Genomic DNA, 12306 nt, shown 5'->3' on the forward strand with positions numbered 1-12306 from the left:
CCCCGCCCCCGCCGCAGATGCGGCGGGGGCGGCGGGGCGATGGCGGACCGACGGCCCGCGCGCCGGTCAACCCCCGCCCGCGAAGACGCGGCGCGGCTCGCCGTCGTCGGCGGCCGCCCCCACCGCGCGGCGCACCGGGGCGCCACAGCGCGCGGCCGCCCCCGCCCATGGCCGAGCGGAGCCGCCGGCGCGGCCGTCAGCCCTGCGGGGCGTCGCCGCCCGAGGACGGCGGCGGGCCGGGCCGGCCGCCGGTCAGCATCTCGTGGACGCGCCCCATCGCCTGCATGAGCGCCCGGTCCTGGTTGGTCAGGACCACCACGGTGTAGCCGGTGTCGGGGTAGACGTCGAGCTGCGCCTCGTAGCCGGGCGTCCCCCCGTTGTGGCCGACGACGCGCACCCCGTTCAGGCGCAGGTCGGTGAACCCGTAGCCGTACTCGCCGCCCATCGGGCCGCCGATCGGGACCTTTCCGGTCGTGACGGTCGCGGCCGTCTCCGCGCTCAGCAGGTCGCCGCCCATGAGGGCGCGGGCGAACGCCAGCATGTCGGCGGCCGTGGTGTGCGCGCCGCCCGACGGTTGCCCACCTGGCGGATGTGGCCGTTGGGGTGCAGGCCGCCCGTGAGGCGATGACCGTCCCCGTCGGGCTGGTGGTGCTCGTCGGGCCGCCGGCCTCGGGGAAGACCGCCTTCGTGCACGCCCTGGTCGAGCAGGGCCGGATCGGCGCCGACGCCGTCGTGTCCAGCGACGAGATCCGCGCGGAGCTGTTCGGGCCGTCGGCGGCCGCCGCTCCCTGCGCCGCGACCCAGGATCCCCGGGTCTTCGACGAGCGCGACCGCCGCGTCGCCGCCAGGCTCGCCGCGGGGCTGACCGCGGTCGCCGAGTCGACGAACGTCACCGTCCAGGCGCGCCGGCGCCTGGCGGCCCTCGCCGAGCGGTTCGGCGCCCCCGTGACCGTGCTGCGTTTCACACAGGACGAGGCGGTCCTGCACCGGCAGAACGAGGAACGCGCGAGGGACGACGTCTCGGCCTCGGACGTCAGCGCCTATGCCGCGATCATGGCGCGCGACGCCACCCCCGAGAAGCTCCGCGCCGAGGGCGCCGCCCGCGTGTACGACGTCCCTGGGCCCGGCCAGGGGACCACGGCCGCCGAGGCCGCCCGGCACTTCACCTTCGCCACCCCGGCCACCCCCGGACGGCCGGACACGACGCCGGACACGACGCCGGACACCGCGCCGGGCACCGCGCCGGGCACCGTCGCCTCCGAGCCGCCGGACTCCGCCCCGGACACCGCTCCGTAGCCACTCGGCCGCCCCGTCCCTGCCCATGCCGCCAGCGGGACACCGCGCCGGGCACGTGGCGAGCACAAGCCGAATACGTGCCGACCGGTCAGAGGGCCGCACCCGCGCGGGTCGGGGATGGCTACTGGACGGCTACTGGACGTCGGCCGTCACCGGGGCGCCGGACAGGTCGTCGAACGTGACCGACAGCGGGAGGAACCCGCCCTCGGCGGCGATCACCCCCGTCGCGCTCTCCCCCGCCTCGATGTCGGCGGTCTCGAGTTCGCCCTCGGGGGCGCCGAGCGCGGTGGCCGTCTCGTGCTCAGTCCCGGCGTCGTCGGTGATCGTGAAGAAGTGCGGGGTCACGTTGACCGGTTCGTCCCCGGTGTTCGTGATGGTGACCTGCACCGCCGTGTAGTCCACGCCCGGCTTGGCCGAGTCGCTCGGCACGAACTCGGTCGCGGTGGCCTCGACGGTCACGGTCGCCTGCGCTTCCTCGGCGGCACCGTCGCCCGGGGCCGCCGCGCCGCCCGGCGGCAGGTGCGGGCCGGTCGAACGGGCGTAGAGGAGCCAACCCGCGACGCCGACGACCACCAGCAGCACGGCGAGCCCGCCGCAGCCGAGGCAGCCCCACAGCCAGGGCGAGGTCGGGGAGGCCGGCCGCTGCGGCCGGGGCGGGGGCGGGGGTGGTCCGTACACGGGGCGGTCCTCGTCTCTGCGGTGATGTGGGAAGACTACGGGCGGAACCGGACGAAATGCGCACAACCCGGCCCCCATGGCCGATCCCGGCCGCCCCGCCGGCCCCCAGCCCGGCCCCCGGGCCCCGCCCAAAACCCGTCCGAACCGCCCCCGACCCCGTGGTAGAGTCATACACGTCCTCAGGGAGCACCAAGCCCGGGGGGCCACAACCGAAACACTGCACTCGTAGCTCAATGGATAGAGCATCTGACTACGGATCAGAAGGTTGGGGGTTCGAATCCTCCCGAGTGCGCCGCCATGAGACAGCGACGAACAAGCCCGGACCTGGAGTGACAGGTTCCGGGCTTCTTCGTTTTCCGGGGACCGTCAACGCCCTCGATCCGGGGGCGTTGCACATTCATATGCACATGCGCCGGAGCGGCCGCCTTGGTCGCCTGGAGCGCCGCCTTCACCCGCGCGGCGTCCATCGCTTCGGCCGCCTCGTCCAGGTCCAGCCGGTCGGGGAAGAGGTGCCCGTACCGGTCGAGGGTCATGGTCGCGGTCGCATGCCCGAGCATCGCCTGAACGACCGAGGAGCGGACGCATCGAGTCCTCCCCCGACTCCGCGAAGGAACGCCCGTAACGCTTGGGGCTGACGGCCACCTGCCGTGGGCCGCCAGTGTGGTCATCGCGCGGAGAACCTTGCCGCCGGCCCGTCCTCCCCGTTGCATGCCGGGCGCCAGGAGGCGGGCGCCGTTCTAGGTGGTGGCGGTGGTGGCCAGGTAGACGGTGTTGGCGGCCTCCCGGTCCTGAAGGGGGTTGGGGAAGGTGACGACTTCGGCCCGGGCCTCGGCGAAGACCGTGCGCAGGACCGCCAGGAAGTCCTCGTCGGGCGGGTCGTTGGACCACAGGGCGAAGACGCCTTGCGGGTGAAGGCACTGCGCGAGGAGGCGCAACCCCTCGGGGCGGTAGAACGCGGCGTGGTCGGCGTGCAGCACGTGGCTGGGCGAGTGGTCGATGTCCACGATCACGGCGTGGAACCGCCGGTGCGGCGCCGACGGATCGAGTCCTTTCCCGCGCGCGACCAGTTCGAAGAAGTCGCCGTGCTCCAGCCGGCACCGCGTGTCGGCGGTGAGGGACACGCCGACCGGGATCAGCCCGCGTTCATGCCAGTCGATCACCTCGCCGAGCGCCTCCACCACCAGGAGCGATCCGACGCGGGGGTCCTCCAGGACGGTCTGCGCGGTGTAGCCCAAACCCAGGCCGCCCACCGCCACATCCAGGGCCCCCTCGGGCGGCACCGCCTGCTCCCGCAGCGCCAGCCGCGCCATCTCGACCTCCGCCGCCGTGAACAGGCTCGACATCAGGAAGTCGTCGTCGAGCTTGATCTCGTAGACGTCCTGCTCGAACAGCGGGTCCCAGCGGCGGCGCAGGCTGATGTCCCCCATCCGGGTCGGCCGACAGTCCAGTTCCTGGAAACGCATACCCATGCCGCACGCACCCCTCTTGCACACCCGAACCACCGGTCGCGGTCCCCGCCCACCGACGAGCGCCCCCGCTCCGACGACGCGGGATGCGGGCGACGCGCCGATCGCCGTCGACCCCCCACCGCTTCGTCCCGTTGTACAGCAGCGCCGACACTTACGACGAGTCATCACAGATTCAGGGTCCCTGGATCGGGTGATCGCCGATGGGATCGCCTACTCCACTCAGCTGCGGCGGCGCTGCGGCGCGGGGCGGACCGCCGGGTCGATGAGACCTACGGCGCCCGACGATATCCGTCCCGGCTCTGCCGCCGTCTCCTAGACTTGGCGATGACGCGACATGTCGCGTCTCCGCCAGGGGAAGGCGAACCCGCACTCTTCGGCGGTATCCAGGAACGAGGTGAGCACGATGGCCAACCTCCAGAGGCTGCTCCGACAGGTCCTCAGCTTCGTACGCAGGAACCCCGACGCGGCGAACCGGCATCTTCGTACGGCCGGGGAGACGGTGAAGCGGCGCACCGGCGGCAAGTACGACCGCCACATCGACAAGGCCCTCGGCGGGGTGTCGAGGTACCTCGCCAAGCAGCGCGGCCGTCCCGGGCACGGCGCTCCGTACGGCCGGGACCACCGGCACGGCCCCGGCCGCCCGCCGAAATACCGTCCTTGATGTGACGGCGGCGTGGTCGAGCGGCTCGCGGCCGTTCCCCCTCGACCCGCCGCCACCTCGTCCCCCTCGCGGGGCTCGAGCCCCGCGACCCGTCCGCGACGGACACGTCGACGACGGCGCAGGCCTGCCCCGGCCCGACGCGGTCCCAGGGGAGCACGACACCGTTCCCGATCGTCGTCCACGGTCGGCATGCCGCTGTACTCATGGGCGGTGACGAGGTTCTCCCGCCCTCTAGGCGAGACGGCCCCGGAGCAGCCGGCGCTGCCACGGTCCGCCCACGAGCAGCGCCGCGGTACCGACCCCTACCGCCGTGCGCGCCGTCGGTGCCGCCCCATCCCAGTCCCAGCGGGGATCGCGATGGCGCCCCCTGTGGGGTAGGCGTCACAGCACCTGCTCGTGCGTCAGGGAGGTGGGTCGGTGGGCGACGGCGAACGGCGGAAGTCCAGCGAGCGGCAGGCGGTGATCGGCGGCGCGCTGCAAACGGCCAGCCTGAGCATGTCCGTCACGGCAGGCCTCCTCGGGGGGCATTGGGGCATCGTCTACGTGGGGGGAGCGCTCTGGCTCTTCGCGGCCGCCTACACGGCCCACGCGGGCGTGCGCTGGTCACGCGAGCGCCGTCACGAGGCGTCCCCGGAGACGGAGGAGACCGGGTGATGGGCCGCCATGGCGTCGATGTCGCCATCGGAGACGCACTCGGACCGCGACGGGCGCGGGTGAGCCCTCCAACTCCACGAAGGCCACCCAGGAAAAGTGCGGGGTCGATCGGGTGCGCCAGAGCACCCCGCTCACATCCCTTCCACCCCATGTCGACCTGGATGTCGATCGACCCGTTCGAGCGGAGCCACCGTGGTCCCGCTACGTCGATCGGGCTCGCGGCGAAAACCGCCGGTTGCAGGCCGGTTCTATCCGCTACCGCGCCGATGACCGGATGCGCGTGAACGCCCCTGTCCACGTGACTCCCACCGTCGGCGTTGTGCCTTCTCCACGACGGTCGGCGAACGGCCCGGAACGGCGTCGCTCCGGGCCGACCTGGTGGCGGCTACCAGGAGACCCAACGGGAGCAGGTGTCGGTGCCCGCGTCGTTGATGCAGACCCGGATCCGTCCGTCGGCACCAGCGTTGGAGGTGTCGTACTTGGTGTAGCGGCCGCCGCACTGGGTCGCCGGTCGGAACGTCCGGGTGCCCGTGATACCGAATCTGTACTGCGCATATGCGCGGTGGCCGTCGCAGCTGTTGTCCCACACTCTGATCATGTACCGGCTGCCCTGGTCGTCTATACAGGCGCCGGCGGGGTTCCCCGAGATCTGCGCGCACGCGAGTGAGGCCGCCTGGGCCGCGTCGGGCGGACCCGCCACGGCGAACGCAGTGCCGAGAGTCAGGGCGGCCGCTGCGGCGGCCAATCCTCTGCCGAGTTTCATGAGAGCCTCCACGTGGTCGGTGGATTTGACGAACGTGACTCTCCCCCACCCCGCACCCGTTGTCGTTAGCGGTGCGCGCCGTCCGCTGCGCACCGCGCGCCATCCGCCGCGCCTGTCCTCTTGCGGCCGCGACGAACCACTTCCCCTCCGCGGGAGTGGCGCGGAGTATGGGGGCGGTGACGGAGAGCGGATCCGCGCCGAAGGGGCTGAGGCAGATTCTTGCGAACGTGTTCGACAGCCGACATCTCCCCGTCGAGGACCGCTTCGCGGCCTGGCAGCACATCACCGCCGACACCATCTACCCCATGACGATCAGCACCGAGTGCGAGCGCAGGTTCGAAGCGCGCCTCAACGCCGTCGAATTGGGCGATACACACGTCAGCGCCCAGTCCTACGCATCCATGACCACGCGTCGGACGCCCCGGCTCATCCGGCAATCCGACCCCGAGACGTACGCGGTGTCGCTGTCCCGACGCGGGCGCCAGACCATCAGCCAGGACGGCGTACAGGCGGTCTTGGGCGCCGGCGACCTGGTCGTCTACTCCACGTCCCGTCCCTACGACTCCGTGGTCGACGTCCGGTTGGGCACGGCGTCCTCCGTCCTCGCGCAGATACCGCGCTCGGACCTGCCGCTTCCCTGGGACCGCGTCCGCCGGGTGATGGCCGTCCGGCTGTCGGGGTGCGACGGCCCCGGCCGGTTGCTCGCCGGGTTCCTCACCGGGTTGGCCGCCGACACCGGCGACTCCTACCGTGCCGCCGACCGGCGGCGGCTGGGCGGCGTGCTCACCGACCTGGTCACCGCGTGGTTGGCGCACCACGTCGACGCCACCGACCGGATGCCTGTGGAGACCCGGCAGCGCGCTCGGGTCGGGGAGATCCAGGACTTCATCCGCCGCAACCTCGGCGACGCCGACCTGACCCCGGCCGCCGTCGCCGCCGCGCACCACATGTCGCCGCGGTCGCTGCACCGCCTCTTCCACGACCACGCGGTCGGCGCGACCGTCGCCTGCTACATCCGCGACCAGCGCCTCGCTCGAACACGCCGGGACCTCGCCGATGCCGGGCTGGCCACGCGCCCCGTCCACGCGATCGCCGCCCGCTGGGGGTTCCCCCGCCCCGCCGACTTCAGCCGCGCCTTCCGCGCCGCCTACGGCATACCGCCCGGCGAGTATCGGCGTCGGCGGTTGGGAGGCGCAGGCGCGGACCCCAGCGACCGTCCTGTTCCGTAGGCGGTGAGCCGGGCTTCAACGGCCCCTGGGAAGGGCGGGTCAGGAGCGGCGGCCCCGTCGCCTCGGCTGCGATCCGCTTCGCCCGGCGGCCGCGCGTTCCTCTGCGGCCTTCTTGGCGATCTCCTCCTTCTCCTTATTCGACAGGCCGGCGTAGTCGTGCAGCGGCAGCTCCAGGCCGGTTTCCCGCCGGGCCTGCTCGGTGGACTTCTGCTGAGCAGCGACGCTCTGCTGCTGCGCGAGCACGGCGAACCTCTCGACTTCGGCGTCGCTGAGGCTCGCCGGGTTCTCTTTCGCCCTCTTGCTCAGTTCCTCGTACTCACTGGCCAACGTGTCCACCTCGCGGTCGTCATCGCCCATGGTCGCGCGTCGGCGCCGCACGCGCCCGAGGAGTGCGCTCGCACTGCTCCCCCGCTGTCGGCACCCGCGCGGCACAAGGGTAGGGAACCCCCGGCGTCCGCAGCGCACCGCGGCGGCGCAACCGCTGGCGGCCTTCTCGACGCCGGTGTCGTCCCGGCCGTCCGTCAGGGGCGCGCGGCCGTCGTGGTGGTGAGGGGCGGGGTGAGGGCCGGTCCGGTCTGCCGGGTGCGCCACCACACCACTGCGGTGATCACGACGAGGAGGGCGCTGGGGATGAGCAGGGCGGGCGTCGTGTCGCCCGCTGAGCGCTGCAGCAGCGCGTTCGGGTCGGTGTGCAGGGCGGTGACGAGGAGGAAGGAGATCGTGTTGTTCAGGGCGTGGATGACGACAGCGGTCTCGATGCCGCCGGTGCGCCAGGTGATGATCGCCAGGGTCACGCCGATGGTGGCGCACCAGACGTTGAACCACACGTCGGTGCCGAAGTGGACGACCGTGAACACCACGGTGGAGACGGCGACGCCGAGCACCAGCGACGTGCGCGGCCCGCGGCCCCAGCTCGCGGCGGCCCGGAGGACGAGACCGCGGTAGCCGTACTCCTCACCGGCCGACTGGAGGGGTGTGAGAAGGAGGCTGATCGTGAGGACGGCGAGCAGGTCGACGGGCGACCAGTCGACCGAGCCTTCGGGCAGGGTGGTCACGCCGATGAGCGAGACGAGCAGCCAGATCGGGCCGATCACCAGGAACGCCCGGCCGAACACGTCGAGCCGGAAGCGCGACGCCACCGAGTGCAAGGAGGGCCCCGGGACGCCGTACACCCAGCGCTGGACGCACATGCTCCACGGGATGAGCAGGGCGATCGGGAGCAGGTTCCCGGCGTGGAAGAGCGGGGTGTAGTCGGTGCCGCCGAAGGTGGGACTGGTCCGGCCGAACAGCTGGTCGATGTAGGCCGCGCCGACGCCGATGGAGATGCCGAAGACGAACATCCCACCCACGACCAGCGCGATCGCGAGGATTCCGCGCCAGACCCGGCGCCCGTCCCCGGCGAGGACGCGGTGGTACTCCACGCCCGGGGGTACGGGGCGGGTCCCGCGCCCGCGCGGGCCGGCTGTTCGGAGGGACCGGTCGGCCGGGTCGGCCATGCGGGAGGGCGGGTCGGCCGGGTCGGTTGTCCGGGGGGAGGGGTGTGGCGGGGAGCGGTCGCCGTCGAAGCTCATGCCCCGAGGCTAGATCGGAGTCGATTCGTTGCGGAGTGTCGCCGATCATGGCTTTTCCGCCTGCTGTGCACGGTCCAGGCGTGACAGTTGTCATGGTCGGTGCGGTCTGCCCCGGGGGCCGAGGGGGTCGGCGGGGTATGGCGGATGCCTGGTTGCGGTGCAGGGCAGGGCGGGGCGGGTCGGGGCCGTTCTATAGCCGGGGAGAGGCGCTATCGCCGCTGTGACGTGCGCGGACGCCGGTGCGCGGCCGGGGCGGTGCACGTCGGCCGGCTGACGGCGAAGGCCGAACCGCACACCGCCTTCTTCGCCCCCGACCGCACACCGGTGGCCTTCGACGGCCCGGCGGTCATCGCCATGACCCCCGTGCTGGAGTCGCTGCCGGTGCACGTGCCCCGCACCGACATCGACGCCGCCGCACGGGCGCGCGCGGAGGGCGTGGTGTTCGACGTGCTGGTGCCGTCGCGGCGCACCCGGGGCTGCGCCCGCCCGGCGGTCCCGGGCCGGCGTGGTGGCCGGCGCCCTGCTGCGCGGCCCCGCCGACGACCGCTCCCCGCAGGAGTGGGCGCGCGGCCTGGGCGTGAGCCCGCGCACGATCAGCCGCGCCTTCCGCTCCTCGACCGGCCTGTCGTCCGCCCAGTGGCGGCGGTCGCTGCGCGTGCACCGCGCGCTCGCCCTGCTCGGCAAGGGGCACGAGGTGCAGGAGGTCGCCGAGCGCCTGGGTTGCGCCCGGACCAGCACGTTCATCGACGCCTTCCGCCGGGTCATGGGCACCACCCCGGGCGGATACGTCGGCTCCCTGCGGGCGGACCGCTGACCGGAACGCCGGAGGCGGGCGAGCGGGCGGCGCGGTCGCCGGTCCCCGGCCCTGAGGATCGCGCCGACCACGCCACCGCCGCCGCGCGCCTCCCGGGCCCCGGTCAGTCCGCCCAGCCCAGCAGCGCGCCGAGGTGGGAGGTGCCGCGGCGGTCGCCGTCGAGGCGGGTGTCGCCGGCGAGCATCCCGTCGCGCAGGGAGACGACGCGGTCCGCCGTCGCGGCGACGCGCTCGTCGTGCGTGACCATGACCAGAGTCTGGCCCGCCGCGCGCAACCCGTCGAAGAGCCGGAGGACCTCGCTGGTCGCGGCGCTGTCGAGGTTGCCGGTGAGCTCGTCGGCGAGGACGACCAGCGGCTCGTTGACCAGGGCGCGGGCGATGGCGACCCGCTGCCGCTGCCCGCCGGACAGCTTCGAGGGCAGGTGTCGGGCCCGGTCGGCGAGCCCGACCCGGTCGAGGAGCCCGGCGGCGCGGCGGCGGGCGGTGCGCGGCGCGGCGCCGGCGAGCAGCGCGGGCAGCTCGACGTTCTCCGCCGCGGTCAGCTCGTCCATGAGGTGGAACGCCTGGAAGACGAACCCGATGGAGCGACGCCGCATCCGGGCCAGCGCCCGTTCGCCGAGGTCGTCGACGCGCCGCCCGCCGAGCCACACCTCGCCCTCGGTGGGCCGGTCGAGGCCGCCGAGGAGCTGCAGCAGCGTCGACTTGCCGCAGCCGCTGGCGCCGGTGATGGCGAGCGTCTGCCCGGCGGGGACGTCGAGGTCGACCCGGTCGACGGCCCACACCTCGCCCTCGCCCCGACCGTAGGCCCGCGACAGGCCGACCGCCCGCAGCGCCGGGCCGGCCGCCTCGGCTGCCCTTCCGCGGACCGGTCCCGCGCCGGGGCGGCCGTCCCGCCCCGTCCGCCGCGACCGGCCGCCGCCCCGGGCATGTCCTCCGTCATCCGCTTCCTCCGCCGTTTCCACGGGGGGCGCGAACGGACCAGGTCCGCTCGCACGCCGCCAACCAGCGGAGGTCGGCCTGCAGCCGCAGGGCGATGCCCTCCAGGAGCAGTCCGGCCTCCGAGTCCGTGTCGTGAGCGAGGGCGGCGTGCTGGGCCTCGGCGAGCCCGCTCATCAGCTCGCGCCGCCGCGCGGCCACGAGCGCGAGCGGATCGGCCAGCCCCGACTCGGCGGCGGCCACCAGCTTCAGGTGGAACTCCGACACGTCCGCCCGGGGTCCGGCGCTCTCGGCCAGCCACGCGGCGACCCGCTCCCGCCCGGACGCCGTCAGCGCGTACACCTTGCGCCGGGGGCCGCGCACGGGCGCGTCCTCGCGCTCGTTGACGGCCAGGCCCGCCTTCTCCAGACGCGAGAGGGCCACGTAGACCTGACCCGCGTTCAGCGCCTCGCCCAACGGGCCGAGCGCCGCCACCAACCGCATGCGCAGGTCGTAGCCGTGTGACGGCTCTTTGGCCAGCAGCGCCAGCAATACGTCCTGCACGGACCGTCCTCTCTCCGACGCGCCAATAGATAGCGGTTATCCAAACGACCGTCAAGCCGACCCCGGCGCGCCGCCGGCGGCCAGGGGACCGCCGTCTACTCTCCCGCGCCGGACGCCCCCCGCCGCGACGTCAGGACGCGCGGCCCGGGTCGTGCTCCGGGAGGAGGCGGGAAGGGGTGGAGACCGCGATGTAGGCGAGACCGTCGTAGGCGGCGGCGGGGACGGTCGGGCCGAAGTTGAGCCGGTAGCTCCAGCGGGGGATCAGGGCGCCGAAGGTCCGGGTGGGGTGCGTGCCGTGGAGCCACGCGCGGACGGCCGGGGGCGCGTCGGCCGCCCGGCGGAGGTCCACGACGTGGTCGCCGGGGTCCGCGGCGGCGAGGCGGGCCTCGACCGCGTCGGCGCGGGCGGGGCCGATCCGGTTGCCGACGGCCGCGCCCGCGCGGGGCCGCCGCCACGGTCCCGGCCAGACGCGGCGGGCGCGGAACGCGCCCGAACCGAAGAGCAGGCCGAGCGCGTAGTAGGCGTCACCGTGCCGGGCGCGCAGGTGGTGGCCGAGCGGGGCGGCGCCTCCGGTGGGCCGGTCCGCGGCGATGTGGCCGTTGTGCGCCCACAGGGCGACGCGGGCGGCCGGATCCGCGAGGAGGTCGTCGACCGCGTCGGCCATGTACCGGTCGCGGGCGGCGTAGACGGTCCGCTCCGCGTCCGGGTGGCTCCGGGGGCGGGTCACCAGATCGGCGGCGCGCGCGACGATGCGGGCATGGCGCAGGGCCTCCGCCGCGTCGGGGAGGCCATCGAGGGCGGCCAGCAGCCGCTCGGCGTCGCCGACCAGGCGCCGGTCGGGGTCGGGGCGCGACCCCGGGTGCGCCGTGGCGAGCACGCGCAGCGGGTCGAGCAGCCCCGCCGCGCGTGCGGGCGCCGTGCGCCGCAGGTAGCCGTCAAGGACGGTGAGGGAGGCGCCGCACCGCTGGGGGTCGATGCCGGCGAAGCGCACCTTGTGCTCCTCGGGGCGGCCCCGGTTGTAGGCCCGCATCCAGTCGAGCATCGCGAGGACCTCGCGGGTGCGCCAGGTCCAGAACCCGAGGCCGGCCAGGGCCCGCGCGCCGTCGCCGGTCCCGTGGCGGACGTAGGCGTCGACGGCCGGCGCGGCCGACGCGCTCGCCTCCATGGCCAGGACCGTGAAGCCCAGTTCCGTCACCAGGAACTCCAGCAGGCGGTGCTTGAGCTGGAAGAACTCGCGGGTGCCGTGCGTGGCCTCCCCCAGGCCGACGATCCGCACCCCGTCGAGGACGTCCTTCAGCGGCCGGAGGTCGGTGGTGGGCGCGCCCGCCGCCACACCGTCCAGCCGCACGGCGTTGCGGGCCAGCCACTCGGTGACCTCGTCGGATGCGGGCGCGCGCTCGGGTGTCGACATACCGGCCGAGACTACCGATGTGGGGCACGGGGGCGCCGATCGCGCGGCCGGGGGGTGGGGGCGGAGCGGGCCGGACCGGGACGCCGACCGCGTGCCCGTTCCGGGCGCCGGGCGGGGCTAAGGGGGTTTTTGGATCATTCCGGGCTCGTGACCACGCCCCTGCTGTGCGCCGCTCCGCAAGCTCCGCAGCCTCGCACAGCGGGGTTCGAACGACGCTCGCTGCGCCGATCGGCTCGAACGGCACAACCAGGCCGACTCTCGCAGATCGGCGTGCGAGCGCCG

Annotated in this window: 14 protein-coding genes, 1 tRNA gene and 1 pseudogene; 6 read left to right on the forward strand and 10 right to left on the reverse strand. The window is 74.1% G+C overall.

Going from position 1 to position 12306, the window contains the following annotated elements:
* Positions 1-196: 196 nt before the first annotated feature.
* Positions 197-649 (reverse strand): annotated as a pseudogene (locus NT8_RS23505) (serine hydrolase domain-containing protein); the annotation flags it as partial.
* On the opposite strand from NT8_RS23505, the gene NT8_RS23510 reads away from it, so the two are divergent.
* Positions 625-1296: an ATP-binding protein gene (locus tag NT8_RS23510; RefSeq protein WP_084469220.1), complete on the forward strand. Its 672-nt coding sequence runs from the start codon at positions 625-627 to the stop codon at positions 1294-1296. The pseudogene NT8_RS23505 and the gene NT8_RS23510 sit on opposite strands and share 25 nt — an antisense overlap.
* Before the next feature lie 132 nt (positions 1297-1428).
* Here the strand turns inward: NT8_RS23510 and NT8_RS23515 are convergent, their stop codons facing one another.
* Positions 1429-1974 (reverse strand): DUF4352 domain-containing protein, encoded by a 546-nt coding sequence (locus tag NT8_RS23515; protein ID WP_067973776.1) that lies wholly within the window; start codon positions 1972-1974, stop codon positions 1429-1431.
* Between the two features lie 219 nt (positions 1975-2193).
* Between NT8_RS23515 and NT8_RS23520 the strand changes: the two genes are divergently transcribed.
* Positions 2194-2266, forward strand: a tRNA-Arg gene (locus NT8_RS23520).
* Here the strand turns inward: NT8_RS23520 and NT8_RS31065 are convergent.
* Together NT8_RS31065 and NT8_RS23525 are read right to left on the reverse strand one after the other, a co-directional pair.
* Complete coding sequence (locus tag NT8_RS31065) at positions 2232-2507, reverse strand: hypothetical protein (RefSeq protein WP_245646303.1); 276 nt, start codon at positions 2505-2507, stop codon at positions 2232-2234. The genes NT8_RS23520 and NT8_RS31065 overlap by 35 nt on opposite strands.
* A 204-nt stretch (positions 2508-2711) precedes the next feature.
* Entirely contained in the window at positions 2712-3443 is a 732-nt protein-coding gene (locus NT8_RS23525) for a polyamine aminopropyltransferase (protein ID WP_067973779.1), read from the reverse strand.
* 403 nt (positions 3444-3846) lie between these two features.
* Between NT8_RS23525 and NT8_RS23530 the strand changes: the two genes are divergently transcribed.
* Together NT8_RS23530 and NT8_RS23535 are read left to right on the forward strand one after the other, a co-directional pair.
* Entirely contained in the window at positions 3847-4104 is a 258-nt protein-coding gene (locus NT8_RS23530) for an antitoxin (RefSeq protein ID WP_245646304.1), read from the forward strand.
* 417 nt (positions 4105-4521) lie between these two features.
* Entirely contained in the window at positions 4522-4758 is a 237-nt protein-coding gene (locus NT8_RS23535) for a hypothetical protein (protein ID WP_067973785.1), read from the forward strand.
* 385 nt (positions 4759-5143) lie between these two features.
* Here the strand turns inward: NT8_RS23535 and NT8_RS23540 are convergent, their stop codons facing one another.
* The gene (locus NT8_RS23540; protein ID WP_067973788.1) at positions 5144-5521 is read right to left on the reverse strand and encodes a hypothetical protein; all 378 of its coding nucleotides are present in this window, start codon (positions 5519-5521) and stop codon (positions 5144-5146) included.
* Between the two features lie 227 nt (positions 5522-5748).
* Here NT8_RS23540 and NT8_RS23545 point away from each other — a divergent pair, with 227 nt between their 5' ends.
* Positions 5749-6750, forward strand: a complete 1002-nt coding sequence (locus NT8_RS23545) for an AraC-like ligand-binding domain-containing protein (protein WP_169805251.1) — start codon at positions 5749-5751, stop codon at positions 6748-6750.
* 39 nt (positions 6751-6789) lie between these two features.
* On the opposite strand, the gene NT8_RS23550 is transcribed toward NT8_RS23545, so the two are convergent.
* Positions 6790-7107: a hypothetical protein gene (locus NT8_RS23550; RefSeq protein ID WP_067973796.1), complete on the reverse strand. Its 318-nt coding sequence runs from the start codon at positions 7105-7107 to the stop codon at positions 6790-6792.
* Between the two features lie 164 nt (positions 7108-7271).
* Positions 7272-8321, reverse strand: a complete 1050-nt coding sequence (locus NT8_RS23555; RefSeq protein ID WP_067973797.1) for a CPBP family intramembrane glutamic endopeptidase — start codon at positions 8319-8321, stop codon at positions 7272-7274.
* A 505-nt stretch (positions 8322-8826) separates the two neighbouring features.
* Between NT8_RS23555 and NT8_RS31070 the strand changes: the two genes are divergently transcribed.
* Positions 8827-9135 (forward strand): helix-turn-helix transcriptional regulator, encoded by a 309-nt coding sequence (locus tag NT8_RS31070; protein WP_245646305.1) that lies wholly within the window; start codon positions 8827-8829, stop codon positions 9133-9135.
* 103 nt (positions 9136-9238) lie between these two features.
* Here NT8_RS31070 and NT8_RS23565 read toward each other — a convergent pair whose 3' ends face one another.
* From NT8_RS23565 to NT8_RS23575, 3 genes are all read right to left on the reverse strand, one after another.
* Entirely contained in the window at positions 9239-9916 is a 678-nt protein-coding gene (locus tag NT8_RS23565) for an ABC transporter ATP-binding protein (RefSeq protein ID WP_245646306.1), read from the reverse strand.
* 154 nt (positions 9917-10070) lie between these two features.
* A complete protein-coding gene (locus NT8_RS23570; RefSeq protein WP_067973803.1) occupies positions 10071-10613 on the reverse strand; it encodes a PadR family transcriptional regulator in 543 nt (180 codons plus the stop codon).
* 130 nt (positions 10614-10743) lie between these two features.
* On the reverse strand, positions 10744-12024 hold the full coding sequence (locus NT8_RS23575; RefSeq protein WP_067973806.1) for an erythromycin esterase family protein: 1281 nt from the start codon (positions 12022-12024) through the stop codon (positions 10744-10746).
* Positions 12025-12306: the final 282 nt, after the last annotated feature.

The sequence above is a fragment of the Nocardiopsis trehalosi NBRC 14201 genome (genome assembly GCF_001552555.1).
Lineage (GTDB): Bacteria > Actinomycetota > Actinomycetes > Streptosporangiales > Streptosporangiaceae > Nocardiopsis_B > Nocardiopsis_B trehalosi.